At 41.0% G+C, this 26,948-nt stretch carries 22 protein-coding genes and 1 pseudogene; 13 read left to right on the plus strand and 10 right to left on the minus strand.

The window, feature by feature from the left end:
- Positions 1 to 278 precede the first annotated feature (278 nt).
- Positions 279 to 1,004 carry a choice-of-anchor E domain-containing protein gene (locus tag HEQ19_25100; protein WYM02281.1) on the minus strand — a complete coding sequence of 242 codons (726 nt, stop codon included), beginning with the start codon at positions 1,002 to 1,004 and terminating at the stop codon, positions 279 to 281.
- 486 nt (positions 1,005 to 1,490) lie between these two features.
- Between HEQ19_25100 and polA the strand changes: the two genes are divergently transcribed.
- Entirely contained in the window at positions 1,491 to 4,433 is a 2,943-nt protein-coding gene (gene polA / locus HEQ19_25105) for a DNA polymerase I (protein WYM02282.1), read from the plus strand.
- The gene (locus HEQ19_25110) at positions 4,433 to 5,419 is read left to right on the plus strand and encodes a DUF4351 domain-containing protein (protein WYM03601.1); all 987 of its coding nucleotides are present in this window, start codon (positions 4,433 to 4,435) and stop codon (positions 5,417 to 5,419) included. The genes polA and HEQ19_25110 overlap by 1 nt, the downstream gene beginning before the upstream one ends.
- Positions 5,420 to 5,447: 28 nt before the next feature.
- Here HEQ19_25110 and HEQ19_25115 read toward each other — a convergent pair whose 3' ends face one another.
- The 3 genes from HEQ19_25115 to HEQ19_25125 all read right to left on the minus strand — a co-directional run bounded on the left by HEQ19_25115 (position 5,448) and on the right by HEQ19_25125 (position 8,591).
- Positions 5,448 to 6,068, minus strand: a complete 621-nt coding sequence (locus HEQ19_25115; protein WYM02283.1) for a molybdenum cofactor guanylyltransferase — start codon at positions 6,066 to 6,068, stop codon at positions 5,448 to 5,450.
- Between the two features lie 130 nt (positions 6,069 to 6,198).
- Entirely contained in the window at positions 6,199 to 8,289 is a 2,091-nt protein-coding gene (locus HEQ19_25120; GenBank protein ID WYM02284.1) for a thioredoxin domain-containing protein, read from the minus strand.
- 146 nt (positions 8,290 to 8,435) lie between these two features.
- Positions 8,436 to 8,591 (minus strand): hypothetical protein, encoded by a 156-nt coding sequence (locus tag HEQ19_25125; GenBank protein ID WYM02285.1) that lies wholly within the window; start codon positions 8,589 to 8,591, stop codon positions 8,436 to 8,438.
- Positions 8,592 to 8,843: 252 nt separating this feature from the next.
- On the opposite strand from HEQ19_25125, the gene HEQ19_25130 reads away from it, so the two are divergent.
- The 6 genes from HEQ19_25130 to HEQ19_25155 all read left to right on the plus strand — a co-directional run bounded on the left by HEQ19_25130 (position 8,844) and on the right by HEQ19_25155 (position 15,018).
- Positions 8,844 to 9,188 carry a hypothetical protein gene (locus HEQ19_25130; protein WYM02286.1) on the plus strand — a complete coding sequence of 115 codons (345 nt, stop codon included), beginning with the start codon at positions 8,844 to 8,846 and terminating at the stop codon, positions 9,186 to 9,188.
- Positions 9,189 to 9,204: 16 nt separating this feature from the next.
- The gene (locus HEQ19_25135) at positions 9,205 to 11,481 is read left to right on the plus strand and encodes a hypothetical protein (GenBank protein WYM02287.1); all 2,277 of its coding nucleotides are present in this window, start codon (positions 9,205 to 9,207) and stop codon (positions 11,479 to 11,481) included.
- Positions 11,474 to 12,124 (plus strand): OmpA family protein, encoded by a 651-nt coding sequence (locus tag HEQ19_25140; protein ID WYM02288.1) that lies wholly within the window; start codon positions 11,474 to 11,476, stop codon positions 12,122 to 12,124. The genes HEQ19_25135 and HEQ19_25140 overlap by 8 nt, the downstream gene beginning before the upstream one ends.
- A gap of 135 nt (positions 12,125 to 12,259) precedes the next feature.
- Positions 12,260 to 13,663 (plus strand): EH signature domain-containing protein, encoded by a 1,404-nt coding sequence (locus HEQ19_25145; GenBank protein WYM02289.1) that lies wholly within the window; start codon positions 12,260 to 12,262, stop codon positions 13,661 to 13,663.
- Between the two features lie 115 nt (positions 13,664 to 13,778).
- Complete coding sequence (locus tag HEQ19_25150; protein WYM02290.1) at positions 13,779 to 13,994, plus strand: hypothetical protein; 216 nt, start codon at positions 13,779 to 13,781, stop codon at positions 13,992 to 13,994.
- A 301-nt stretch (positions 13,995 to 14,295) separates the two neighbouring features.
- Positions 14,296 to 15,018 (plus strand): hypothetical protein, encoded by a 723-nt coding sequence (locus HEQ19_25155; protein ID WYM02291.1) that lies wholly within the window; start codon positions 14,296 to 14,298, stop codon positions 15,016 to 15,018.
- A gap of 248 nt (positions 15,019 to 15,266) precedes the next feature.
- Here the strand turns inward: HEQ19_25155 and ndk are convergent, their stop codons facing one another.
- Positions 15,267 to 15,716 (minus strand): nucleoside-diphosphate kinase, encoded by a 450-nt coding sequence (ndk, locus tag HEQ19_25160; GenBank protein WYM02292.1) that lies wholly within the window; start codon positions 15,714 to 15,716, stop codon positions 15,267 to 15,269.
- A 316-nt stretch (positions 15,717 to 16,032) separates the two neighbouring features.
- On the opposite strand from ndk, the gene speA reads away from it, so the two are divergent.
- Positions 16,033 to 18,057 (plus strand): biosynthetic arginine decarboxylase, encoded by a 2,025-nt coding sequence (speA, locus tag HEQ19_25165; protein WYM03602.1) that lies wholly within the window; start codon positions 16,033 to 16,035, stop codon positions 18,055 to 18,057.
- 108 nt (positions 18,058 to 18,165) lie between these two features.
- Here speA and HEQ19_25170 read toward each other — a convergent pair whose 3' ends face one another.
- From HEQ19_25170 to HEQ19_25190, 5 genes are all read right to left on the minus strand, one after another.
- A complete protein-coding gene (locus tag HEQ19_25170; protein WYM02293.1) occupies positions 18,166 to 19,332 on the minus strand; it encodes an NDP-sugar synthase in 1,167 nt (388 codons plus the stop codon).
- Positions 19,333 to 19,569: 237 nt separating this feature from the next.
- Positions 19,570 to 20,835, minus strand: a complete 1,266-nt coding sequence (locus HEQ19_25175; protein WYM02294.1) for a transposase — start codon at positions 20,833 to 20,835, stop codon at positions 19,570 to 19,572.
- A 159-nt stretch (positions 20,836 to 20,994) separates the two neighbouring features.
- Positions 20,995 to 21,792, minus strand: a complete 798-nt coding sequence (locus HEQ19_25180) for a ScpA family protein (GenBank protein WYM03603.1) — start codon at positions 21,790 to 21,792, stop codon at positions 20,995 to 20,997.
- 34 nt (positions 21,793 to 21,826) lie between these two features.
- Positions 21,827 to 22,171: a LapA family protein gene (locus tag HEQ19_25185; GenBank protein ID WYM02295.1), complete on the minus strand. Its 345-nt coding sequence runs from the start codon at positions 22,169 to 22,171 to the stop codon at positions 21,827 to 21,829.
- Between the two features lie 277 nt (positions 22,172 to 22,448).
- Positions 22,449 to 23,540: an AI-2E family transporter gene (locus tag HEQ19_25190; GenBank protein ID WYM02296.1), complete on the minus strand. Its 1,092-nt coding sequence runs from the start codon at positions 23,538 to 23,540 to the stop codon at positions 22,449 to 22,451.
- A gap of 127 nt (positions 23,541 to 23,667) precedes the next feature.
- Between HEQ19_25190 and pdxH the strand changes: the two genes are divergently transcribed.
- From pdxH to HEQ19_25210, 4 genes and pseudogenes are all read left to right on the plus strand, one after another.
- Positions 23,668 to 24,312, plus strand: a complete 645-nt coding sequence (gene pdxH, locus HEQ19_25195) for a pyridoxamine 5'-phosphate oxidase (protein WYM02297.1) — start codon at positions 23,668 to 23,670, stop codon at positions 24,310 to 24,312.
- A gap of 236 nt (positions 24,313 to 24,548) precedes the next feature.
- Positions 24,549 to 24,998: pseudogene (gene iscB / locus HEQ19_25200) on the plus strand (RNA-guided endonuclease IscB).
- A gap of 392 nt (positions 24,999 to 25,390) precedes the next feature.
- Complete coding sequence (locus tag HEQ19_25205; protein ID WYM02298.1) at positions 25,391 to 25,690, plus strand: hypothetical protein; 300 nt, start codon at positions 25,391 to 25,393, stop codon at positions 25,688 to 25,690.
- A 103-nt stretch (positions 25,691 to 25,793) separates the two neighbouring features.
- Complete coding sequence (locus tag HEQ19_25210) at positions 25,794 to 26,936, plus strand: IS4 family transposase (protein ID WYM03604.1); 1,143 nt, start codon at positions 25,794 to 25,796, stop codon at positions 26,934 to 26,936.
- The last annotated feature ends 12 nt before the right edge of the window (positions 26,937 to 26,948 follow it).

The raw sequence follows: 26,948 nt of genomic DNA on the forward strand, positions 1-26,948 counted from the left end.
AATGTTCTGGGCTTTAGCGCTTTTAATTAATGGAGCGCTAAAGCGCAACTACAAACAGCCCAACAAAATTATTGCAGTTGCAAAAAAACCCGGATTTGTAGAGCCTCCGGGTTTATATTTGTAAAGCTATCCATCACAATCAACTTAAAATAACAGTCGGTTTTAGCAGTTGAAATTTGATAGACTAACTGGGGCAAATATTTGATATTATTCAATAATGCACTAAATTAATAGCCAGTTAATCTGTATAATGGGCAAAATCACCCATTATACAAACTCTACACATTAGAATTAGATGTTTTGAGCCAGCTTTTTTTGGTTTTTGACATCAGACCAAAACCGGCAATTAAACCAACTCCAAGTAGAGCAGAGGGTTCAGGTACGGATTTAGCATCGTAGTTGTATGTGAGGGTGACACCTGCTTTGGCATATGTCTCGATACTTGTAGCAAGTTTAAGATTTCCCCCTCCGAGAAAGCCGGATTGGGCATTTGCTATGAAAGTAAAATTTGGGTTTTCTTTACCAATAAAATACTGCAAGAATTCATCTTCAGTGAATTCTTTTGTACGTTTGATACTAGCTGTAAGTCCAGCAAGTTCCTTTGTTTCACGTCCAGCGAGAGTGTAGTTGTAAATTTCTGTCGGATTGATCTCGAACCGCTCCACATTCTTTGGTAGTTGCAATTTTAGCAGACCAGAAAGAATTACTTTCACGTCAGTACTATTCGCTTCCTTGTTTGTAACCTGTGCATTTCCCTTCAAGTCGCTGCTAAAATCTATAGTGACACTCTTGAGCTTGCCTAGAGTTGAGTCGAACTTTTTAAAGCTGATGGTATCATTGATATCGGTCGCAACATAACCACCGTCCAATATTTTTGTATCTGGATTTTTCGGTTTGTACTCAACAGATTGTGTGAATGTACCTGCATTAGCAGCGCCTGCGGTGGTGACAATTACTGCTAAAGTTGTAGCGGCGGCTAGAGTTGTGAAAAGTTTGCTTGCCATAGTAATCTTGTGTCGGAAAAAAGTGTTTGTTAGATTGCTCCTTTATTTCTAACTCTGATGGTTTAGTTGTAGGCTTGATACATCTACCGAAATTTCTATAAAGCTTGAATGAGGATATTTGCCCAAAAACCAGCGGTTGGGCGATTTCCTATAAATTTATTGTAAGGAAGATGAGATTAAATAGTACCAGCTTTTAGATTAGCAAACTAGTTTTTCTGGGTCTTCAGAGTGTTTACTTAAATTTTATTAATACGGGTTATCTATAAAAATGCACTATATAGTGGTTTAAAATAGGCCAAAGCATAGCCTGTGCTAGGTTTAGAAGAATCTTGTGTCTATCATCGCGTATTCACTTAATGGAGAAAAAATAAATTTACATCCTGGAAGGATAGATCTAAGCACTGTTGTTTTATACTACGGAGTTGGTGGTTGAATGTCTGGACTTGTCCAGCTTTTATGTAGCAGTAATTCCTATAAAATAAAGCTATGTCGCAAACTTCTGATTCTCCAACAGCAACACGCCCTACGTTCATCCTGGTAGATGGACACTCGCTGGCTTTTCGTTCATACTTCGCTCTGGCCAAAGCACGAGATGGTGGACTGAGGACAAAGACTGGTATTCCTACAAATGTATGCTTTGGCTTTCTCAAGTCGCTGATAGACCTAATGGCTACAGAACAGCCCCAAGCAATGGCTGTAGCCTTTGATTTAGGCTTACCAACTTTCCGCCACGAAGCTGATGATACTTATAAAGCTGATCGTCCAGAAACACCTGAAGACTTTATTGCTGATTTAAAAAATCTGCAGGAGTTACTCGCAGGCTTCAATTTGCCAATTTTTACGGCTCCTGGTTATGAGGCTGATGATGTTTTAGGAACCTTAGCCCAAAAAGCCACTGCTGCTGGGTATAGAGTGAAAATTTTAACAGGCGATCGCGATTTATTTCAACTGATCGACATTGATAAGGAAATCACTGTTCTCTATTTTAGTCCAGATTCTCTGAAACGTTCCACAAATAGCATTACTGAATTTCGAGCAGAACAAGTTAAAGAAAAATTAGGCATTCTCCCTTCGCAAATTGTCGATTTTAAAGCCCTTTGCGGTGATAAATCAGATAATATTCCTGGAGTTAAAGGAATTGGTGAAAAGACGGCTGTGCAGCTAATAAATACCTACGGTTCTTTATTTGGGATTTATGCTGCATTGCGTGAAATTCCAGGCGCAATTCAGAAAAAACTGTCTGTAGGTAGAGAAGATGCTGAAAAATCTCGCTACTTAGCAAGTATAGTTGTTGATGTGCCGCTAGAAGTTAATTTAGAAGCTTGCAAATTAACAGGTTTTGATACTAACGTCCTGATACCAGTTTTAGAAAGATTAGAATTAAAGTTATTTTTAGGAAAACTCAAAGAAATACAGCAACGGTTTGGTGGCAAAGTTGAAGAAACGCCAGGGACAGAAACAGCAGAAAAACCCAGTATTCAGAACTTAGAACTCAGCAGTGATCAAGATGATGATGTCTGGTTTTTTAGTCCTGGTGATACCTCAGCAGTTACCCAAAAACCTGATTCTCCAATTCAACCACGGATCATCAATACCCAAGCGCAACTAACTGATTTGGTTAATCTTTTACAAGGATTTACCAACCCAGAGACACCCGTTGCTTGGGATACGGAAACCACTGATTTAGAACCACGGGACGCCGCTTTAGTGGGAATTGGTTGCTGCTGGGGAAATCAGCCAGATGAAGTAGCCTATATTCCCCTTGGTCACAAAATAGGGGAGAATCTAAATTTAGAGTTTGCCTTAGAAACACTACGTCCAATTTTAGAAAGTGCGGATTATCCAAAAGCTTTGCAAAATGCCAAGTTTGACCGCTTAATTCTGAGGTGTCAAGGCATTAATTTGGCGGGAGTGGTTTTTGATTCTATGCTGGCTAGTTACCTGCTAAATCCAGATGCTAGCCATAACTTAAGTGATTTGGCGCTGCGTTACTTGGGTTTGAAGGCAAAAAGTTATTTAGATTTAGTTCCTAAAGGCAAAACCATTGCTGATTTAGACATTCCTATTGTAGCAGATTACTGCGGTATGGATGTTTATTCTACATTTGGTTTGGTGGCAAAATTGCGTGAGGAACTAGAAAAGATTCCCACTTTATATAAGCTATTGCTGGAAGTAGAACAGCCGCTAGAAGCAGTTTTAGCGGAAATGGAATACCTAGGAATTCGCATTAATTCAGCTTATCTGCAAGAACTTTCGCAGCAGTTAGAAATAGATTTAGCCAGGTTAGAGGAGCAGGCTACTGGGATAGCTGGGGAAAAATTCAATTTGGGTTCTCCCAAACAATTGAGCTTGATATTGTTTGAAAAATTGGGTTTAAGCACTAAGTATTCGCGAAAAATTCAAACTGGTTACTCTACAGATGCAGCCACTTTAGAAAAACTGCAAGAAGTTGATACAACTGGTTTTGTTGATGCCATTATTGAGTACCGCACCCTAGCGAAATTGAAGTCTACTTATGTAGATGCATTACCTGAATTAGTGCGTCTGGATACTCAGCGAGTGCATACTGATTTTAACCAAACAGCGACCTCAACAGGTAGATTATCTTCTTCTAATCCAAATTTACAAAATATTCCTATTCGCACAGCTTTTAGTCGCCAAATTCGTAAGGCGTTTTTACCAGAACCTGGCTGGTTAATGGTGGCTGCTGATTACTCACAAATTGAATTAAGGATTTTGGCTCATTTGAGTCAAGAGCCAGTATTAGTGAAAGCTTACCAAGAAAATGAAGATATTCACACTGTCACAGCGCGTTTGGTGTTTGAAAAAGAAGATATCACAGCAGATGAACGGCGGTTAGCAAAAACTATAAACTTTGGCGTTATTTATGGAATGGGAAGTTTAAAATTTGCCCGTTCCACTGGTGTAAACAAAGAAAATGCGAATGAATTTATTAAGCGGTTTAACAGTCGTTATTCCCAGGTTTTTGAATATTTAGAAGGAGTAAAAAAACAAGCAATAGCTCAAGGTTATGTAGAAACAATTCTCGGTCGTCGTCGTTATTTAGAGTTTACAAATAACAGTCTACGCAAATTAAAAGGTAGTAATCCAGAAGATATTGATTTGACCACATTAAAGAATTTGGGTGCTTACGATGCGGGTTTACTTCGTTCCGCTGCTAATGCACCAATTCAAGGTTCTAGCGCCGATATTATCAAAATAGCAATGGTGAGAATGCATGAGATTTTAAGTAAATATCAGGCGCAGTTGTTGTTACAAGTTCACGATGAATTGGTATTTGAAGTTCCCCACCAAGAGTGGGAAGAATTGCAACCGCAAATTAAATCGGTGATGGAAGATGCTGTAAAATTAAGTGTTCCCTTAGTGGTGGATGTGCGTGCGGGTGAGAATTGGATGGAAACAAAGTGATGATTGATCATGATCGCTTGTTTAAGGAACTCCTCTCCACTTTTTTTGTGGAGTTCCTTGAATTATTTTTGCCAGAAGTCCTGGTTTATTTAGAACGGGATTCTATCGAGTTTTTAGACAAAGAAGTTTTTACTGATGTCACTGCTGGAGTACGTTACGAGGCTGATTTAATTGTTAAAGTCAAATTTCGTGGACAAGATACTTGTTTTCTGATTCATGTAGAGAACCAATCGTATAAACAGCAAGACTTTGACAAGCGGATGTTTCGTTACTTTTCTCGTTTGTATGAAAAATTTGATTTACCTGTGTATCCGGTGGTTTTATTTTCTTACGATTATCCCAAAACCCCAGAACCAAATTCACATCAAATAGTATTTCCCAATAAAGTAGTTTTGCAGTTTAACTATGATGTCATTCAATTAAATCGCCTGAATTGGCGAGATTTTGTGCGTCAACAAAATCCGGTAGCTAGTGCATTAATGGCAAAAATGAATATTGCACCAGCAGAACGCCGCCAAGTAAAGTTGGAATGCTTGCGTCTGCTAGCAACATTGCGATTAGATCCAGCACGGATGCGGTTGATTTCTGGGTTTATTGATACTTATTTGCGCCTGAATGCGGAAGAGCAACGGCTGTTAAAAGCTGATCTTGTTACCATAGAACCAAGAGAACAGGAGGTAGTTATGCAAATCGTTACCAGTTGGATGGAAGAAGGAATTGAACAGGGAATTGAACAGGGAATTGAACAGGGAATTGAACAGGGAATTGAACAGGGAAAGGAACTAGCAACGCTATCCCTAGTTATGCGCCAACTTCCTCGGCGAGTTGGTTCGCTAACCCCTGGGTTAGAACAGCGTGTTCAGCAGTTATCGTTGACACAGTTAGAAGATTTGGCTGTAGCGCTGCTAGATTTCTCTTCTGTAAGAGATTTAGAAGCTTGGTTAGAGCAGACAGCAGGAACTTTGGATATGAGCGAGCAATCGTGAGTGATAAAATATCCTATTTAGCCAGGATTTACCATGCTAAATCTTCTGGTGTATTACAGTTAAACAGCATTTGGGGTTCTGGTAAGGGTAAAACTTGCACAGTATGTTCTCTCAGCCATGACTGAAATGATCGCCCCCCTTGATTGACAAAATCCAACAATTCTGGTAATGAGCGACGGCGATAAAAACCACACAAAGGTTCCCATCCTTTAGCATGATGAGCCAAAGCGGCGATCGCTTGATCAGGGACAGTATCGAGTCCATCAGCCCATGCTTGTAACACCTCAACGCGCAATCTAGGTAAATCACAAGCTAACAGCAGCACCCAATCTGTTTGTACTTGCGCCAGTCCTTGGGAAAACCCTACCAGTGGGCCGTGGGGAGGTGGGGAGGTGGGGAGATTGGGTAAAGGTTGTTCTTGGATGAAGTGACAATTAGGTAAAAGCAAGTGTTGATAGCGTTCTGGCCAGGGAGTGACTATATAGACTCTATCAGCACACTGTTGTGCAATCCCACAAACACGCTGTAACAACGGTATCCCTTGAATGGGAATCAGGGCTTTATCCTGACCCATACGAGAACTTTTACCGCCTGCTAAAACAATAGCGGTTAATTTGTCAGTTGTGATTTGTGATTTGTCATTTGTCATTTGTCATTTGTCAATCAACCATCAACCTTTTATTTGGGAGGCTTCGCTTATTGTTACGTACCTATCCATAGTTTTACGCGATTTACATCAGCCGCATCTTAGGAAATCCTAGGTATTGTGTCAACAGTAATCAACCCCGATTCTGACTTTGCTGCACTTGCTGTAGCAAATGTTCTACACTTGTTGCTGGAGCTAGACATTTCAAACCTTGGCAGACTAAGCCGATACTATCTTCTGGTAAATCTGAGACTAGGGCAAACGTTGCTGTCGGCAAATATTGGGGAATGAGTGTGTTAATCTGCTCAGTTGTGGTACGAATTAAGGTAGAATTGCGATACCAATCCAAAGCTGTAAACAAACCTGGACAAGCTTGGGGAGCGCGACCCATGACACTTTTAAAAGCTTTCAAACCTTGTTCAGCTAAATCTAGATAATGTAAATTATCAGTCAGCAAGGCAAGACGGACAAGATTGGCGATCGCTACTCCATTGGCTGAGGGTGTGGCATTATCTGTATAACTGCGTTCCCTGACGATTAAATCTTGACTAGCGTCACTTGATGCGTTATAGTATCCACCTAATTCTATACTCCAGAGAAATTCGTTAAATTCGTCTTGGAGAGCGCAGGCGCAGCTCACCGCAGGTATCGCCTTTTCTAACCAAGATGAGTGGTGATTGCCCAGAGCAAGAGTTGCTTGGTGTAAATCTAGCAGTGCTTTAATAAAAAAGGCGTAGTCTTCGGATTGAGCTAATAAGGTCGGTTGATTTTCGTAATTGAGTCTTTGGAACCGCCCATTGACAAACTGATTATTTAAGATGAAATTTGCAGCTTTAGCGGCTATTTCGAGATATAATGGTTGTTGAAATACACTAGCAGCCCTTGCCAAGCCGGAAATCATCAAACTATTCCAGGCGACAATCATCTTTGTATCTGTCACCGAAGGAATGCGACCAGGCCAATTGATGGTTTTGGCTTCTTCGTTATTTCGGGCTGGGGGAAAAGTATCAAGTAATTCTGGTGTTGTACCATAACGAGCCGCAAACAACTTACCCAGAGCCGTTTCTACGTTTTCACTTAGTTCTCCGCAATGCAGCCTTTGCAACACATTCTTACCTTCAAAGTTGCCATTAGGAGTGATTGTAAACTGCTGTTGTAATTCTGTGAGTTCGTTTTGGGTGAGTAATTGCTGAAGTTCGCTGTAAGTAAAGACGTAAAACGCTCCTTCCTCCGGTTCTGCGGCTGTGGGGTTGATGAAGCTATCAGCATCACAAGATGCATAAAAGTAACCTTCAGGAGCGGTCATTTCTCGCTGGAGCCATTTTACCGTTTTGGCGATCGCCCGTGCAAAAGCCGGTTCTTGTACTCCCGCACTCCATAAATTCGCGAGATACTCAACAATTTGACCATTGTCGTAGAGCATCTTTTCAAAGTGGGGTACTGTCCAAGTGGGGTCAACGGTGTAGCGGTGAAAGCCTCCACCCACATGATCATAAATACCACCCAAAGCTAAATCTAGTCCTCGGTGGGTAACAACTTGCTTACCATCATACTGAGATGGAAAGTTAAACCGAGTTAAGCGCAGGGATAATTCCGCATAGGGAATCATCGGAAAACTATTGCCGGATTGATTAGGAGTTATGATGCGTGTACTGGTTTCCCAACCTTGGCGGAGTAATTGATTTTCTTGTATATCTTGATTAGTGGCATCTGTCAATACCGCAGAACTGAGGAGAGATTCAATAATTACGGCTTTGCGTTGACGCAAATCCTCAACTTCTGTATCATAGTAGCGGCGAATAGCTTGCAGGACTTGCAAAAAGCCAGGACGACCGTAGCGCGGCTCTACAGGAAAGTAAGTCCCAGCATAAAACGGCACTAAATCATCAGGGGAGAGAAAGATATTTAAAGGCCAACCTCCTTGACCACTCATCATCTGCAAAGCCTGCATATAGATGCTATCGAGGTCTGGTCTTTCTTCCCTGTCTACCTTGATGGGTAGAAAATTGCTATTCATGTATTCGGCGATCGCCAGGTCAGAAAAAGCCTCTCCTTCCATCACAGTACACCAGTGGCAACTAGAGTAACCTATAGAGAGAAAGATTGGTTTATTTTGTCCCCTTGCAGTTGTGATAGCTGCATCAGACCACGGCCACCAATCAATAGGATTTTCGGCGTGTTTTCGCAGGTAGAGACTCTTAGCTTCGACAAGGCGATTAGTCATGAGCAGATGAAAATAGTTGCCTTCTATCTTCAGTGTACCTTCTTATGGTGTTCAACGAAACGCCAACAGCTATATAGGCTGGAAAAATCTTTCGTAGGGCTGGTGTAAGGGGACAAATGACCAATGACCAATGACCATACTTATTGTTACCGCAAAGTGGGCAACAGGGAGCTAGCAATGGGTGTTTGCATTTCTGGTAAAGATGTTGCAGCTTTGGTCTGTACTTTAGTATTTGGGCTAAGTCCTGCTATTAGGTAAAGCAAGAAGGTGATGATAGCGGCTTGGAGAAGTTTTTCCTGCATGGCATTATATCGCTTGTTCGCATATTAATTAGGACTAGTTACTCTAACTACACCCCGTATTATCGATTTACCGGAATTGCGAAAAATATCCGGATAATTGCTCAAAAGTATGCTTAATAAATGTTTAAAAAGTTACCGATGTCTGACAATGGGTGCCAAGCTATAGGTAAAATAGTCAAAAAAGTTAAATCATGCTTGATATCTGGGAACAATAAGTTGGTCGCAGCTTAGGTAAACCAGATAACAAAACTTATGCTTGAAAATACTGAAATAATCAATCCCTCCATTGAGCAGCTGGTGAGGGAGATTGTAGCGGTTAATCACGCTTGGAAAGTGGCTTGTGAACTTTTTGGTGACAGTTCTCCCCTATCCACCTCATCAAGAGATTTAAAAACCTGTTTGCAACTGCGGTTGTTAAGAAACTATGCGCCAGAACAGGTTTATTTAATTGAGGATCAAAACGCAGAAGGCGAGAGGCTTTACAGTTTATACCTGCGAGAACCTGTACACAACCGCCAGTATGCAGAACATCTCCCGGTACGGGTAGCACAAGATGTTCTGACGTCTGAAGAATTAAAGCAATTTGAACATAAATAGAAAATAGGGGTGCTGTATGGGAATAGCAAAAATTTGGGACATTATTTGGGATAATGAACCTTTTCACTGGGCTACTGTCATTGTATTCGGACTGGCAATCATTGTAGAGTTTTTCACAGTATGGCAATATTGGCACTCAGATTGTGGTCAAACTGCAGCCGCAATTAAATTTTTGAGTGATTACCACAAAGGTAGAACAAAAACACTTAAAGATAAAGAAAAATATCGTCCCTGGTTAAAGAAGCATTTAGGAACCGATGATCCAAGCAAATTCAGAAAGCAGGATGACAAATTTCTACTAATAAATTATCCAAGTGTTTTAGCTCGTCCCATACCGCGTAGTTCTCTACGCTTTGTGACTACTTTGTGTACTGCTATTGGTGTTTTGGGAACATTTTATGGTATCCAAGACGGATTACAAGGAATCAACCTATCTACACAAGATTCCAAACAACTAATGGCTTCTAGTACAAACCTACTATCTGGGATGAAAACAGCTTTTTCAACTTCTTTGATGGGGCTTGGTTCTGGTAGCTTGTTCACTTTGGTTTTGTTCGGAAGCGATGTATTTCGACAGAAACGGCGTGATAGTTTACGTCAGAGTTTGAACAAGATCGCAACGTTAGAAACAACAGATAATGCTAATGGTGAGGTAGTTGCAGCACTTAGCCGTGTATCTAATAAATTGACAGGTCTAAATAAGCTAAGTTCTGAAGCTATTGGTCAAGCCGTAGGTAACAGCATAGCAGAACAGTTTGCAGGTTTAAACCAATTGTCAGCCAATGCTATTGGTCAAGCTGTAGGAGAGCAAGTGCGATCAGCTATATTACCAGCTTTGCAAGCAATTTTTAGAGAACAGCAACAACTTCGACAACTCCAAGAAAATCAGGGACAGAAAGTTTTAGAAGAACTGATTCAAGATTTGCGAGTTCAGGTACTTGAACCAATTGCAGTTCGTTTAGATAGAAGTGCAGAATTAACCCAACAAGCTTCCCAAGCGGTGATGACTTTGCATCAGGAATTGGGTGGTATATCTCAAAGTTTGGCAAGTTCTATATTAACAATTCAGAACTTTCAAAAGCAGACTTTAGTAGAACTCCAAGGATTTGCTAAAAATTTGGGGTTAACTCTCAATCAATTCCAAACAGATACAACAGGTGTTTTACAACAAACATCTCTTGAGATTCATCGAGCCGTAGAGCAAAGTATTCAAGGAATGATCGCCCAGCGAAGCGCTTTTCAAGAAAGTGCAGAACAAGCATCTGCGACTTTCCGAGGAATTCGAGAAGAACTGCAAACAGCATTACAAACACGTGCTGAAGTAGAAAAACAGATGCATCAAGATTTTGCTAACAATTTGGGGTTAACTCTCAATCAATTCCAAACAGATACAACAGGTGTTTTACAACAAACATCTCTTGAGATTCATCGAGCCGTAGAGCAAAGTATTCAAGGAATGATCGCCCAGCGAAGCGCTTTTCAAGAAAGTGCAGAACAAGCATCTGCGACTTTCCGGGGAATTCGAGAAGAACTGCAAACAGCATTACAAACACGTGCTGAAGTAGAACAACAGATGTTGAAAGCTACTCAGACTGGAATTATCCAAATTCTCACACAAGCGAATAGCTCTTTTCAACAGCAGACTAGTACGCTACAAGCGGTGGGTGTTCAAGCTTCTGGATTGATGAATGATGCGAAAGATAATCTTGTCGCTACGTTAGGAAATATCCATGAAACACTCACAGCAACCCGCCAAACTGTAGAAGAAGATTTGACAAAGTTCCGTCAAGAATATCAAGCTAATTTACAAATGTTATTTCAACAACAAAACAACTTACTAGAGGAGACACTAGGCGAACAACGAGATGGATTAGCTAGAGTAGTGACGAATTTAGATCACGTCTTCCAAGCAGAAGCGCAAAGGCGTAGTCAATTATCTGAAGAAGTAGACAGAAGCATGAATCAAATTCGCCAAGCTGCTGTAGAAGTTGGGAGACTAGTTAATGCTGTGGGGCTACATGATAGCCAAAGATTATTACAATTACAAGAACTTGCTCGTGGTATTGGTGAACAAGTGCAGAAAGTGGACAATTCATATAGGGAACTATCTAGCAGTTTTAGCGATTCTCTCATGACTTGGCAAAATCACTTTAATGAATCACAAACACACTTTTTCGATAAAGCTGATAGTTCTATGGCTAGAGTGTGTGACAATTTACTCAGGACAGCAGAAGTTCTAGTAGCAGCAAATGATAACGGTGACAAGGGTAATCGGAGAAACTATCATGGATGATTTTATCACAAGTGAAATGGACGCAGAAATTACAGAAGATGATGACTCTAGTATCTATCTCTCGATTGGCGATTTGATGTCAGGCTTGCTGATGTTTTTTGCACTGTTATTTATTACTGCACTACTGCAGCTTGCAGAAAAAGATGTACCAAAACGGGTAGTAATTGGAAATGTTGTGGGACAGATGAAAAGCAATAATATCAATGTCAAAGTTAACCCAGAAACAGGGGATGTAAGTATCCAAGAATCCATTTTATTTCCTCAAGGAAGTTCTGACCTGAAACCTGAAGGTAAAGCTTTTTTACGTCGATTTATTCCCGTTTACAGTGGAGTAATTTTTTCTAAGCCAGAATTTGAAAGGGAAATTAGCCGCGTTGTTATAGAAGGTCATACTAGCTCAGAAGGAGATGATAAAACAAATCTCCTATTGAGTGTATTGAGGTCTTCATCAGTTTATAAATACATTTTTTATGACATGATTTTCCCTAAAAAAGTGCCTTTAAGCCAGAAAATATTAGCAGCTGGTCGTGGGGAAATTGAATCTGACAAGCAACGTGATAATCCTGCTGATCGCAAAGTTGTTTTTCGTTTTCAGTTTCGCAGTGATGAGTTAAAGAAAAATATCGCTAAAACTTCTCCTTAAAGGAGAAATAACCTTGAATTTTTACTGCATAGGGTGCGTCAGCATTAGAAATTTACAGGATGGCATATATCTAATTTTATGACGCACCCTACAAATTGGATATTTTTTATTTGTCAATCACAAAGGAGAAAAACTTTGACATTTGAATTTACCCTTCCTCCCACATCTGAAGTTACCCAATTTATTCCTAACAAACTTCTGGAAATTGCCAGCGAATTACCAGATACAAATATATCCCTACCAACTGTTGATAAAGTCTTAGAAGCTATTCAAAATGCTAAAGCTGCTGAAGTAAGTAAGTTAGAGTGGGTTTATTGTATCTATGCTAAACCAGAATGGGATAAGCAGAATATTGAACGCTCCAGGAAGACATCAGCAGCCATTTGGGAAGTAGCAATTTCTCAATCATGGTTACAAAATTACTTGCTTTATCGTATTGCTCTTTATTATAGTGGTCAGCAAGAGCAGGTATTAGCAAAGTCTCTAGCTGAATCTTTTGAAATTTTTGCTAATGATAAATCAGTTAACCAACGACTACCAGTTAAAATTATTCTGGCGCTTCGCAGTCAAGACTCAGGTAGTAAATTAGCGAAAATAGCTTGTGAACAGAATTTAAATAGAACTGAATTGCTCAAGAGAATTGATGGTTATTTACCTATATATATTCCAGGTTTTACAAAATTTACAGAATACATAAGTTCCTGTTTTTTAGATATCATTTCTCCGAATCAGCAGCAGATAAATTGGCTATTACGCTGTTTAGATGAAATGTCAACAATGCAGCAAATACAAGCCGTTAATCACTTACTAACTACTGTTCACAATAATGTAGATAATAATCATCCACCTCTAGTTGAGTGGTTGCGAAAAAATTATCGATATGGTGATAAGTGGTATCAGCTTTCAGAGCCGGGAAGGAAAAAACTCCGAGAATGGATTGGCGGTATTAATTATCGTGATTTCCAAAGATTAGTAGATCTAATATTAAACAGGCTCGAATTACAAGACTTCGAGTCAAATCAGCTACGTAGACGCAGTGAATTTTGGGCTAATTACAGCAACCGCTTTGAGCGGCTTCGTATCCTGTTACCCAGAACCTCACAAATTGCTATAGGGGATCAAATCAATGGTGATGTTGATCTACTAAAGGATGATGGTAGCGATCAGACAGAGGTTTGTATCTTCGATTTTGGTGAGTGGTTTGTAGTCGAGTTCTTTCGTGGAAGAGGTAGTGAGACGCGCCTAATTCCTAACAATTCTAGAAATCAGCAAATCCTCTTTGGTGAATCCACACTTTCAGTTAAACAAATTCGTTGTCTGGGTGGCGATAGACACGATCATGTTTTTCTCTGGCAAGTATTTTCCCCTAAATGGCTGAAAAATCATGGAATTTTGCCTAATTCAAATACCCAGCCTTCCAGAAACCCTACAGCATCTCAATTGCTAGAAAGAGAAACCAGGCTTGAGCGCTGGACAAGGGAAATTGAAAGTCTAGAACGCGAAGCTATAGCCTACTTTAACAGAATTGGTTTTGAATAAATTGAACTGAATTCAAAAAATAGATAATGGGGAATAAGAAACAGTAGCTACAATTATAGACAGGGCTATTTTATTCTCCATAAATCTAATAAGTAAACTCAGTAAAGCTTGACCTATGACTATCAACACACACTTTAAAGCTAGAATCAACAATGGCAAAACCGAAATTCCTGTTGAGTATCAAGACGAGATACACAACGCCGAAATGGTGCAAATCGTTATTTTACAACCCGCTCCAGACAAGGGTATCATCGCCCAGTTAACCGCAAATCCGATCCAGATTGCAGGTTTCAAACCACTTACCAGAGAACAAGCGAATGAACGCTGGTGATCCGGTGCGATACTTTGTTGATGCCAATATTTGGCTCTATCGTTAACAAATCAAGCTATAGTTGAGGGTTAGCAGTCAACCGTCAACCGTCACTCACCAAATCCAGCGAAATTTTAAAATTATTAGTATATTGAATTACATCGCAAAAAACCTACAGGTAGTGCGATCGCATGTATAGGACGATCTTCAAAATGCAGCCTAACCACGTTAAGCTGTAGGAGTGTAGAAATTTATGGGAAATTTTAGATTAAGTTTCCGGTTGCTGTTAAATTTTTAATTTTACCTGCTAGAGATACCTGGGATGCTAGACCAAATTTTTGATTACCTTCACTTTCACTTTAGTGTTGAAGCACCTATTGTGCTGCTGATCCTGGTATTGTTAGAGGCGGTGCTATCAGCTGATAATGCGATCGCCCTTGCGGCTATCGCCCAGGGTTTGGAAGACAAAAAACTTGAGCAGCAAGCTCTAAACTTGGGTTTAGTTGTCGCTTATGTCCTACGAATCACTTTACTACTGACCGCTACCTGGGTGCAAAATTTCTGGCAATTTGAGTTATTAGGTGCAGGTTACCTGCTGTGGCTAGTATTCCAACACTTCACATCTGAAGAAGACGACGAAAATCAGCATCATGGACCACGATTTACTTCTTTGTTGCAAGTAATACCAGTAATTGCTTTAACAGACTTAGCATTTTCCTTGGATAGTGTTACCACAGCGATCGCCGTTTCTCAAGAAACCTGGTTGGTACTCACAGGGACAACAATTGGGATTATCACCCTGCGATTCATGGCGGAATTATTTATCCGTTGGCTAGACGAATTTAAGAACCTAGAAGACGCAGGCTATATTACTGTGGCTTTAGTAGGTTTACGCCTGTTGTTAAAAGTGGTCAACGATGCTTTAGTCCCACCAGAATGGATAATGATTACGGCAATTGGCTTAATTTTAACTTGGGGTTTTTCTCAGCGGAATGTCGTCGAATTACCGCAAGAAACACCTGAAAAGACCGAAGTGTCAAAGTAAGCAGTGCTTGATGCTTCCGCTGAGTGGGGAGTGAGGAGTCACACAAAAGGTAGGGGCACAGCAGTGCTGTGCCCCTACATATACCATATGCAATCAACCGGATTTGATATTATACCGGTTCACTTGAATTACGATATAAATACGTAGGGGCACGGCAATGCCGTGCCCCTACTCGCTTCTATATGTATCAGGGTTTTGGTGAAATGGTATTAGGAGTTATCCTCCCCATCTCCCCATCCCCCCATCCCCTACTCATGTAACCAAGGCGTTAACTGGGGTTCCCAACTTACCAATTCTTCATCCTTAAACCACAGAGCAATTTCCTTTTGCGCTGTTTCTGGAGCATCGGAACCGTGGATGATGTTACGACCAATGTTAATTCCTAAATCGCCGCGAATCGTCCCTGGTTCTGCATTCAAGGGGTTTGTCGCACCAATGAGTTTTCTAGCGGAGGCGATAACACCATCACCTTCCCATACCATCGCTACTACGGGGCCGGAAGTGATAAATTCTACTAAACCAGCGAAAAAGGGTCTTTCTCTATGAACATCATAGTGTTGTTCAGCTAATTCGCGGCTGGGTTTGAGGAATTTCAAACCAACAAGGGTAAAGCCTTTAGTTTCAAAGCGACGGATAATTTCACTTATCAGTCCGCGCTGTACGCCGTCAGGTTTAATCGCGATAAATGAGCGTTCCAAAGCTAACTCCTAAAATTTGAGAAAATTTTTATTTGTCCTTTGTCATTTGTCATTTGTCCTTTGTCGTTGATTTTTAGCCTTTTGTCGAGGTTTGATTCATCTAGACAACTTATGACCAATGACCAATGACTAATGACCAATGACCAATGACCAATGACCAATGACCAATGACCAATGACCAATGACCAATGACCAATGACCAATGACCAATGACCAATCAGAGTGTATCTTACAAATTATCCCTGAGTGCATATCACTTCTCAAACGAATGCGTTAAATTGATAATTCGTGGGTGAAACAAAGAGGTCACGAAGAAATGGGTGTTGAGTCAACTGCTGCATCTGATGAGGTAGTTAAGCTGTCCGCCAATGGACACCAAAAGTTTGAAACAAGAAATCAAAGGCAAAAAAAGTTGTTACCACCTAGTAGTAGTACTACAGAAGATTTGCCTCGGTCTTGGAAAATTGAGGATAGCGAAGCTCTTTACCGCATTGAAGGATGGGGACAGCCTTATTTTTCGATTAGCGCTGCTGGTCATATCACTGTTTCTCCCAAGGGAGATCGTGGCGGTTCTTTAGACTTGTTTGAATTGGTCAACGCCTTGAAGCAGCGGAATTTGGGGCTTCCCATGTTGATCCGCTTTTCTGATATTTTGGAAGATCGCATTGAGCGGTTGAATGCTTGTTTTGCCAAAGCGATCGCCCGCTACAATTACCCTGGGGTCTATCGTGGCGTGTTTCCCGTCAAGTGCAACCAGGAACGCCATTTAATTGAAGATTTAGTCCGGTTTGGTAAGCCGCATCAATTTGGCTTAGAAGCCGGTTCCAAGCCAGAATTAATGATCGCTCTGGCTTTGCTGGATACCCCAGGAGCTTTGTTAATTTGCAACGGCTACAAAGACCAAGAATACATCGAAACGGCGATGTTAGCCCAAAGACTAGGGCAAACACCAATTATCGTCTTAGAACAGATTGAAGAGGTCGATCTGGTGATTGCTGCTAATCGCCAGCTGGGAATTAAGCCTATTTTGGGAGTTCGTGCTAAACTCAGTACCCAAGGTATGGGACGGTGGGGAACATCGAGCGGCGATCGCGCTAAATTTGGTCTGACAATGCCTGAAATTATCGAGGCTGTGGACAAATTACGCCAGGCTGAGTTGCTCGATTCTTTGCAGTTGATGCACTTCCATATCGGCTCGCAAATCTCGGCGATTAATGTGATTAAAGATGCCATCCAAGAAGCTAGCCGCATCTATGTGGAATTAGCGATGCTGGGGGCAGATATGAAATACCTCGATGTCGGTGGTGGCTTGGGTGTAGATTATGACGGTTCGCAAACCAACTTCTACGCCTCGAAAAATTACAACATGCAGAACTATGCCAACGACATCGTGGCAGAGTTAAAAGATACCTGTGCTGAACGGCAGATTACCGTGCCAACACTGATTAGTGAAAGTGGTAGGGCGATCGCCTCCCATCAGTCGGTGCTAATTTTTGACGTTCTCAGCACCAGTGATGTCCCCTTTGATCCCCCAGAACCTCCACAAGAGGGAGAATCCCCAGTAATTAATTACCTCTGGGAAACCTACCAATCGATTAACAAAGAAAATTATCAGGAGTTCTATCACGACGCCACGCAATTTAAAGAAGAAGCCATTAGCCGCTTCAATTTAGGCATTTTGCGTCTGAGAGAACGAGCCAAAGCCGAGCGACTTTACTGGGCTTGCTGCAAAAAAATCCTTGACATTACTAGACAACAAGAATACGTACCCGATGAATTGGAAGACCTGGAAAAAATCATGGCTTCCATCTACTACATCAATCTTTCAGTGTTTCAATCAGCACCAGATTGCTGGGCAATTGACCAATTATTCCCTATTATGCCCCTACACCGCTTAGACGAAGAACCAACGCGGCGGGGAATTTTGGCAGACCTCACCTGCGATAGTGATGGTAAAATCGACCGATTTATCGACCTGCGCGATGTCAAATCGGTGTTAGAATTGCACCCCTACAAACAAGGAGAACCCTACTATCTGGGGATGTTCCTCAACGGAGCTTACCAAGAAATCATGGGTAATTTGCATAACTTGTTTGGCGATACCAACGCCGTTCATATCCAATTGACCCCCAAAGGCTACCAGATTGAACATGTTGTCAAAGGCGACACCATGAGTGAAGTGGTCAGCTACGTGCAATATGACTCGGAGGATATGGTGGAAAATATCCGCCAGCGTTGCGAAAAAGCCCTAGAGGAAAAGCGCATCACGCTAGCAGAATCGCAAAGACTGCTACAAACCTACGAGCAGAGTCTCCGAAGATATACGTATCTCAATAGTTAGTGGTCAAGGGTCAAAAAGTCCAGAGTCAAAAAGTCCAGAGTTCAAATATTGACCCTTGACCCTTGACCCTTGACCCTTGACCCTTGACCCTTGACCCTTGACCCTTGACTAACTAACGTTTGTCTCTAGCAATTCGGCGATCGCTTGTCGCTCTACAGGGGTCTGAGATGATACTGTCTTACGAGCATCGCTAATTAACCAGTCTAAGGCTGCGGCTTGGACATCAATGGTTGCGCCTGTTTTATCGACGCAGTAACGCCCAAACACCAGCTTATCCACCAAGCTAGCTCCAGGTCCGAGTCGCGACCATTCAAAAATCACGCTGTTTTCTACCATTGCACCACTGCATATCCAGCAGTTGGGGCCAATCATGGCTGGACCGACGATTTTAGCACCGTCTTCAATCCTGGTCATACCGCCGATGTAAACTGGGCCTGTGATATCCACTTTATCCCAATTCACAGCGACATTTAAGCCAGTATAGATTCCCGGTGCGACTTCATGACCAGGGATTTGGACGTTTTTAATTTCACCCAGTAGTACACCGCGAATCGCCCGCCAATAGTCTGGGACTTTCCCAATATCTACCCATTCAAAGTCCATCGGGATGGCGTAGAAGGGAGCATCGATTTCTACTAGGTGGGGGAATAGTTGACCGCCGATGTCATATTCGATGCCGGAAGGTATATAATTAAATACCTCTGGCTCGAAAATGTAAATACCTGTGTTGATGTTAGTGCTGAGAGCTTCTTCCGTTGAGGGTTTTTCTTGGAAAGCTTTGATGCGTCCATCTTCGTCGGTGACGACTACACCATAGCTAGAAACTTCTTCTCGCGGGACGGATTTTGTGATAATAGTAGCGATCGCCCCCTTGGCTCGATGCCACTTTACTGCTGCACTTAAATCCAAGTCAATCAACGCATCACCGCACAACACCACAAAGGTATCGTCAAAAAACGGCGAGAAGTCTTGGATGCGGCGCATCCCACCGGCGGAACCGACGGCTTGTCCCACCAGTGTACCGTCCACAATTTCCCCTTCAAAAGAATAGGCAATTTGCACACCAAACCGCTGACCGTCACGGAAATAGTTTTCAATTTCCGCAGCCAAATGGCTAACGTTGACCATAATCTGATCAAACCCATGTTGGCGTAAAAGTTCCAGCAAAAATTCCATCACTGGCTTTTGCAGGATCGGAATCATCGGTTTGGGAATTGTATAAGTAATCGGACGCACGCGAGTACCCTTACCCGCTGCAAGAATCATTGCTTTCATAAAAATTTATTCCTCAACCAAAAGCCAGTTTACTTTCATTGAATGATACTTAATCAGCACTGTTTTTTTCTGCTCTCAGTTATCTCTAAACACAGGGATAACAGCAATTTTCTGGTTTTTACAACCATAGCGATAGCCTAATGACCAGTTATTGGTGATTATTTCAATTTACTAGGATTTTGGGGTCGGCTGAAGCAAAAATGTTTGAAACTCCCCACGGATAAATCCGGGGGATTCTTAAGGAGTCCAAAAATGAACCCTTAAAGGCGTACTCAAAGCGCCTCTACTGACTCCTGCTAGGTCTAAGCCTAGAGTCGCCGCTACTTTACGTGCAACATTTGCAGCACCGTTACAATCAGCATTAATTAAAAGATTTTTTGCTGTCTTGAACAATCCACGCACAACTCGCTGACCACTGGAGTGCCACCTATCAGGTTTTTCACCGAACTTAGGTAGCACATCATTATCTAGAAACGATGTTTGTGAAGTGTAGCTTTCTTCGGTTTCTACAAATTGAATTCCATATTGCTCACATAATTGAGCTATCCTAGCTTTCAATTTCGCTGTCGGGATCTGAACAAACTTTTGATTGTTGTTTTTTCCCATATTGCTGCTATCTTTTTGACCTTCGTTCCAGCCAAAAACAACAGTCCCAATCTTATTAACTAAGCAGTGGTTGATCACAATTCTAGCTACTTTGTTAACTGCGTCTCGCATCTGCCGATTACGCTTTTCTGTTATGGCAGCAAGCTTGTTAGACCAAAAACCTTGTGGCTGACCCTCTTTGATAGTAGCTATTTGTTTGTTGTAGAACTGATTAATGCTTTTAAGTTTTAATCCGTCAACAATAAAACTTGTCCCTATATTAGACACACAAGTTAACCAATTACCTACCCCGTGGTCTATGCCCAATACCTTTGACGAGTCTAAGCTAACCAGATCAACAGATTTCTGTTCATAGACAAATTCTACATAAAAACATCGGTTACGTGGAAGTATTCTCAATTCCTTAATGTCTTCAAACTTTAGATTAGATGGCATTATTAAGGTGAAGCTATCCAACTTAAACCATCTCTTAACCGTATTACCTAATGGAATCCTAATCAATCCATCTATTAACTTCAATGCCTGCTTAGGATATGTTACTAATGCTAACCCTTTAGGTTTACGATAGTTAGGAGGAAATGGTTTGTTCTTCAGTTCTCCTCTTCTAAACCTGTTTGACAACTCCTTAAATGATTTAAAGGATTCTGCTACACTTCTGAGGATTTGTTGTGCTGCTTGGGAATACAAAGCTTGGAAATGAGGATTAGTTTTGTACTCAGCTTCTAAGTCATACTTGCCGACAATCTTTTTGGTTTTAAAGAATAATTGTCTAGCGTAGTATATTCCAGAATTGGTTAGCTTGTTAGACTCGGAACAAATAAACTCCAGAACAGCAGCTAATTCTTTATCTGGGCTAATTAAATTTTGTTGACAGCCATAGATTATTTCTTCAGACATTTTATGCTTCACAAATGAATACAATAATGAATTTTGACGGCTGTTGAAACAGCCTTGGATTTCATCCCCATGTCTAAAGCCAGGGGCTTTCATCCCGTTTTTTGGTAAGCCGACTTGATCCCATGAAACCTCACCCAGAGGACAGATGAGCATATTGGTCTACAGTTTAGGTAGCAGTAACCGAATTTTAATCTCTTGGTAAAACTCCTCTTGAAATAGCTCTACTTTGGATTGAGCCGACAACAGTAATAGTGCCCAGAATACACTTACTAGGTGGGTATGTTCTGACTCATGGGCAGACTGGTGTTGCTGGGGTTGCTTTGTCTGATGCCACAAATCTACTAGCTGCTCTAAATTCAACCAACTTTGCCCTAAATTTAGCTCAACCGTTGAATGAATTAACACCTGCTCTAGTTCTCCAGCTACTTCCGTAAGATTTTCCTGGTGCGCCAATTCTAACGCCGCTCGCATACTTTGGACACTGGGCTGACGCCGAGGACGAATCGGTTTTGTGTCTTTTTGTACAAGCTTGAGCTGATTGGCCATGATTTGCAATTGGTCAATCAACTCTTGCAGCGTCACACGGCGTTTTTGGGGCGGCATTGCGGCTGGACGACGACGCAAATGCCGCTCTAATTGCAGGCGTTGCGCCTGTTGTAATAGCCCAGTTTCACCTTCTAATAGAGTATCATCTTCTATACCTTCAGGTTCATCTGCTGCTGATTGTAATTGCATCAAGGTATTTGCCTTGAATAACACTAGCATTGAGGCTGACAAAAAAGCCTGACCAGATTGGGATAAATCGGCTTCGTAGCCCCTTGGCGTCGCTTCTGGTGCCATTAGTTCTAGATAACGATCAATCACTTCAATTACCTGGACATCCCAAGGGTCTATTTCCCCTCTTTCTGCTTGGTGAATGAGAAGTGTAATTGTTTCTAATAACTCGGAAGCATCCATCAATTATTAAACAATAGAGTTATTGGACGAGTGTTTATGCTTCTTTTGTGAGCGAATCACTTGCTGGCGGTAGGGCAGGTTGTAACGTTTTAATTTCTGCTTGATACTTTTGTACCTTCGTCTCTAACTCCTTAATTTGGACATTTTTTTGCCGCACTTTTTTACTTGATATTAAATATCTTAGCAACTGTGTCCAGATACTAAATAGCCAAGCAAAAACTCCTCCTAAACCAAATGCTAACAGCAACTCAACTGCCATAGGAGCTTGCACTTGGATGCCTGGAATAACATGAACTGTCCCTAGTTCAGTGTTTTGAATGGCAAATACAACCAAGGCTAAACAAACGATAAAAATTAGTACAAAGTTTATTTGTTTCATTGGACTTTCGATGGTAATGACTAAAGTCTCCGGATGATTGTAATCAACACCATTCTGAATTGTGCTTTCAGATTGCGGAAGTTTTGATTTGAGACTTTCTCAGACATACAAATCTTATCAGCAAACAACCCATAGTAAAATTACTATCCTAAATTACATAGTATAGCATGATATTTTTATACTTAAAAAATCAATTAAAAATTTCAGGGAATTCAAAATAAATCATCACCCTTCATCTAGTTATTGTTTGGTGGTAATCAAGTAGCAATTATCACCACTAATCTTCGTCAGCAGGATAATCATCAGCAATACTGAAAGGTGATGTAAAATCACCTGAATTGCTGGTTTTGAGAGCATCGAAAGTGCCTTTGATAGTACCTGCAATCGGCACTGCTACTAGTGTCCCCAATAATCCAGCAATCTCGAATCCCATTAAAATAGCCACAAAAATCCAGATGGGATTGAGTCCGATAAAGTTGCCCAGTAACCTAGGGGCTAACAGGTTATCTTTAATCTGCTGCATGATAATTGCGGCTAAGGCAACTTGCACTGCCAACCACCAATTTTGCAGTAGTACCAACATCGTCACCAGGCCAATGCCTAAAGTTGCCCCGATAAAGGGTATGAGTTCGGAAATACCGATTAATATAGCAAACAAGAGGGCAAACGGCACTTTAAGTGCTAAAAAAATTGGCGTGAGGCTGATTATCATGAATAGCCCCAACAACAACTGACTGAGGAAAAAATTCTGGAAATTGAGCCGTAAAGATTTGGTCAAGGGTAATCTCAGATAAGCTGGTAAAAGCTTGACCAATCCCAACCAAACTTGATCTCCATATACAAGCATATAAAATGCCAGCACGACTACTAACACTATATCAAGTAGTCCTGATAACAGCGTCCCAGCGAATCCTACGGCACCGGAAGCTATTTGCTGCACCAGACTCTGGATGTTGGTATTGATTTGACTACTGACAATCTTCAGATCCAGCGGTAGACGGCGCTGTTTCGCCAATTCTTCAAACTGCTCCAAGTTTCTTTGACTAGTGGCTAACCAATCAGGAATCTTATTTAACAGTTGAATTGTTTGGTCAATTACCAATGGAACTAGGGTAACGCCCAGAATCACCAACAGTGTTAACGTGACAAGCAAAACGATGATCACCGCCTGAGTGCGACTGATCCGAGCGCGTTCAAAAAATTTAACCGGGTAATTTAGTAAAAAAGCTAGAATTGCCGCTGTACTCAGGATGGTGATGGGATGCTGGAAGTAGTGAAACAGTACCGACAGCAACCAGATATTCAGAGCGATAATCGGACCGCTCAGACCATAGATTAACAAACGTTGCAGGGAGGCTGAACGGCGCATCTGGTGTAATCTGTTTTTAAGACTCGGTGAGAAAATTTGATGAACTGGTGCTGGCGCTGATCATCATCATAGATATTTTTAACCCACAGATGTATATGTGTATCTGATCAACAGGAAGTAAATCACGATGGATCAAACAATAGCCGACCTTCGCAAAGACTACTCCTTGGAAGGTTTAAACGAAACAGACGTTAACAATAATCCTTTTATACAATTTACAAAATGGTTCCAGCAGGCACTAGCAGCCCAACTTCCTGAACCCAACGCGATGACTATAGCCACGGCGACGCCAGATGGTAAGCCTGCAGCTAGAATGGTGCTGCTCAAAGATTTTGATGAACGCGGCTTTGTTTTTTTCACCAATTACAATAGCCGCAAAGGTCAAGAACTCGCAGAAAACCCCCAGGCGGCCTTGGTTTTCTGGTGGGTAGAATTGGAACGCCAAGTCCGTATTTGTGGGCGCGTAGAGAAAATTTCGGAAAACGAGTCAGATAAGTATTATGACAGTCGTCCTGAAAACAGTCGTCTCGGTGCCTGGGTATCTAATCAAAGCGAAGTCATAGAAAGTCGAGAAGTGCTGGAGCAACGTTGGCAAGACTTTCAGCGCCGATATGATAATCAAGATATTCCCCGCCCACCTCATTGGGGAGGCTTGCGAGTGATCCCCGCAGAAATTGAGTTTTGGCAAGGACGCCCCAGCCGCCTGCACGATCGCTTGCTCTATACTCGCTTAGATCATGGCAGTTGGAAAATTGAGCGGTTATCACCGTAAACTACCCACCACTGACCTGAGTACAGGTACAGTGGGGGCTTTAAAAGCCCAGAGTTTACCCGACTAAGTACCTTGAGTACTACGATTTTTAGGTCATCTCACCTACGAATACGCAGCCAGTTTATAGCTCTGAGGTTAACAGTTAAACAGAATCATTGGGTTTGAGTCAGTGCTGTTAGCGTAAAAAGCCTTTAAATCATTGTCCAGGCTAACATTACCCGTAAGGAGGGACAGCAATGTCCAGAGTATTTATTTTAGACACTATATACAGACCATTAAGCCCAATTCATCCAGCACAAGCAAGGCAATTGTTAAGGAACAAAAAAGCTTCTATTTATCGCCGATTCCCATTCACAATTATTCTGCATACGTCACGTACTGAATTGCCTAGAACACCGCTAAGGTTAAAACTTGACCCTGGCGCAAAATTCACGGGAATTGCATTAGTTAACGATTCTACAGGAGAAGTTGTATTTGCTGCTGAATTAAAGCATCGCGGCTTTGCAATCAGAGAAGCTTTAACAGCTAGGCGACAATTAAGACGCAGTAGACGCACTAGGAAAACTCGTTACAGAAAGCCAAGATTCTTAAATAGAACACGCCCAGAAGGATGGTTAGCACCAAGCCTACAAAGTCGGGTTGACAATACCAAAACTTGGGTTAATAGATTACCTCACATCTTGCACCTGACCGAACAAACCCGCAAAAGGCAAATAAGGAATTCAAAAATATAACATAAGATGAAGATGACATTGTAAGTACATAACAGTTAAACAAAGACCTTTAGAACAGTAATATTACATAGTTAGTTTCCGGGAAGACAAGATGGAGCTATGACTATTTGTGTCATCCCAGACTGCGATAAGCTCCGCTTGACGCCGAAGGCGTATCGCTAACTTTAATTCCAAAATCTGAATTTGCTTTGATAGCAGGAAGTATGAGAAAAAGGGCGTGAAATATTGAATTTTTTATCGCAAGAACAATGCTTACCTACGCCCAAAAGCTAGTATACAATCTCAAAGAGTTAATGCCGACGCAATACCAAAAAGATAATTTTGATGCCATGCTGGGATGATTTTTGTCGGCGCAAGGGCATCCTTTACCCGAACACTCATTAGCCAAATCTCCAAGTGCATTGAGTCGGTTTCTAAATATCAATTCTTGGTCAACAAGGGATATGATTCGTATTATTCGCAGCCATATATTAGATACAGTTTTCAAGGCTTTATCAGCATCAGGCAAAGGACGTAGACCATTTTTACAGGTTATCATTGACCTAACAACTCTGGAAAAACTGGGTAAATTCAAAGAGTTTGAAGATTTAATAAGAGTCTATAATGGTAAACGTGGTCTACATATAGTTGTAGTTTATTTCTGAAGGGGCGACGAAACAAGCTCAAAAGCTTTGTATGTAAGGAGGGCAACGTTTTGTGGTAGAAAAAGATAGGTCTACTTTTGTCAATAAGACCTATCTAATGATAATGTTACCTGCATTCTACCAAAACCACTTAAAAAGTCAATTAAGTTTAGCAGAATACTTGCTGCTAAAAATTTTAATCCATCTATTACAGTCAATCAAAGAAGTAACTTTAGAAAAGTTAGCAAATGCGCTACCTTTGGCAGTTAAATTTGAGAGTAGAAGAAAGAGAATACAAAGATTTTTATCATTACCAAATCTCACCATTGAGAAAGTTTGGTTTCCCATTATTAAAGAATGGCTGGAAACATACTTCAAAGATGAAAAAATTATTTATATAGCAATTGATAGAACTAATTGGAGTCGGATAAATTTATTCATGGTGAGTATCATTTGGGATAAAAGAGCAGTACCAATATATTTTACTTTATTGCCAAAATTAGGTAATAGTAACATCGCTGAACAACAAAAAATATTGTCTCAAGTAATACCAATCTTTAAAAACTATAAAATCTGTGTATTAGGTGATAGAGAATTTTGCTCTGTCAAACTGGCAAAGTATCTCCAGGGATTGGATGTGTATTTTTGTTTGCGATTAAAAAAGAATGAGTTTTTGCAAGTTGAAAAAGATGTTTTTGTTGAGTTAAAAAATCTGGGTTTAGTACCGGGAGTTTCTTTTTTTATCAAAGGAGTTAAAGTGACAAAGACTCGGGGTTTTATGAGCTTTAATGTAGCGGCTAAATGGAAACGTAAAATCAATGGAGTAGCACCGAAAGAAGGATGGTTTATTTTAACAAATTTTGACGACTTAGAGTCGGCAATATCTGCCTATAAACAAAGATTTGATATAGAAGAAATGTTTAGAGATTTTAAAACAGGTGGTTATAATTTAGAAGAGACTAATGTTGAAGGCAACCGATTTATTTCTCTAGTTTTACTGATAACGCTCGCTTACACTTCTGCCATGATTCAGGGTCAAAAAATTAAACATAAAGGAATACAAAAATATGTAGCTCGTGTTAAAGAGTCTGGTCGCTCTGTGCGGAGACATAGTAGTTTTTATGTTGGCTTGTATGGTCAAACTTGGGTCAATTTCACAGATATTTGTATGGAATTAGTGACAGAATTAATGAGAATTAATCGTAATAAGCGCAAGTATTATCAACAGGGATTGAGGGCTATGAAGCTTATCGAGTCTATGTTTTAGCTTATTTCGTCG

The organism is Gloeotrichia echinulata CP02 (assembly GCA_038087035.1).
In the GTDB taxonomy this organism is placed as follows: domain Bacteria; phylum Cyanobacteriota; class Cyanobacteriia; order Cyanobacteriales; family Nostocaceae; genus Gloeotrichia; species Gloeotrichia echinulata.

Excerpts from the sequence above, each read along its gene's own strand:
- HEQ19_25100 (WYM02281.1), bottom strand. The coding sequence starts at position 1,004 with ATGGCAAGCAAACTTTTCACAACTCTAGCCGCCGCTACAACTTTAGCA.
- polA (WYM02282.1), top strand. The coding sequence starts at position 1,491 with ATGTCGCAAACTTCTGATTCTCCAACAGCAACACGCCCTACGTTCATC.
- HEQ19_25110 (WYM03601.1), top strand. The coding sequence starts at position 4,433 with ATGATTGATCATGATCGCTTGTTTAAGGAACTCCTCTCCACTTTTTTT.
- HEQ19_25115 (WYM02283.1), bottom strand. The coding sequence starts at position 6,068 with ATGACAAATGACAAATCACAAATCACAACTGACAAATTAACCGCTATT.
- HEQ19_25120 (WYM02284.1), bottom strand. The coding sequence starts at position 8,289 with ATGACTAATCGCCTTGTCGAAGCTAAGAGTCTCTACCTGCGAAAACAC.
- HEQ19_25125 (WYM02285.1), bottom strand. The coding sequence starts at position 8,591 with ATGCAGGAAAAACTTCTCCAAGCCGCTATCATCACCTTCTTGCTTTAC.
- HEQ19_25130 (WYM02286.1), top strand. The coding sequence starts at position 8,844 with ATGCTTGAAAATACTGAAATAATCAATCCCTCCATTGAGCAGCTGGTG.
- HEQ19_25135 (WYM02287.1), top strand. The coding sequence starts at position 9,205 with ATGGGAATAGCAAAAATTTGGGACATTATTTGGGATAATGAACCTTTT.
- HEQ19_25140 (WYM02288.1), top strand. The coding sequence starts at position 11,474 with ATGGATGATTTTATCACAAGTGAAATGGACGCAGAAATTACAGAAGAT.
- HEQ19_25150 (WYM02290.1), top strand. The coding sequence starts at position 13,779 with ATGACTATCAACACACACTTTAAAGCTAGAATCAACAATGGCAAAACC.
- HEQ19_25155 (WYM02291.1), top strand. The coding sequence starts at position 14,296 with ATGCTAGACCAAATTTTTGATTACCTTCACTTTCACTTTAGTGTTGAA.
- speA (WYM03602.1), top strand. The coding sequence starts at position 16,033 with ATGGGTGTTGAGTCAACTGCTGCATCTGATGAGGTAGTTAAGCTGTCC.
- HEQ19_25170 (WYM02293.1), bottom strand. The coding sequence starts at position 19,332 with ATGAAAGCAATGATTCTTGCAGCGGGTAAGGGTACTCGCGTGCGTCCG.
- HEQ19_25175 (WYM02294.1), bottom strand. The coding sequence starts at position 20,835 with ATGTCTGAAGAAATAATCTATGGCTGTCAACAAAATTTAATTAGCCCA.
- HEQ19_25180 (WYM03603.1), bottom strand. The coding sequence starts at position 21,792 with ATGGATGCTTCCGAGTTATTAGAAACAATTACACTTCTCATTCACCAA.
- HEQ19_25185 (WYM02295.1), bottom strand. The coding sequence starts at position 22,171 with ATGAAACAAATAAACTTTGTACTAATTTTTATCGTTTGTTTAGCCTTG.
- HEQ19_25190 (WYM02296.1), bottom strand. The coding sequence starts at position 23,540 with ATGCGCCGTTCAGCCTCCCTGCAACGTTTGTTAATCTATGGTCTGAGC.
- pdxH (WYM02297.1), top strand. The coding sequence starts at position 23,668 with ATGGATCAAACAATAGCCGACCTTCGCAAAGACTACTCCTTGGAAGGT.
- HEQ19_25210 (WYM03604.1), top strand. The coding sequence starts at position 25,794 with ATGTTACCTGCATTCTACCAAAACCACTTAAAAAGTCAATTAAGTTTA.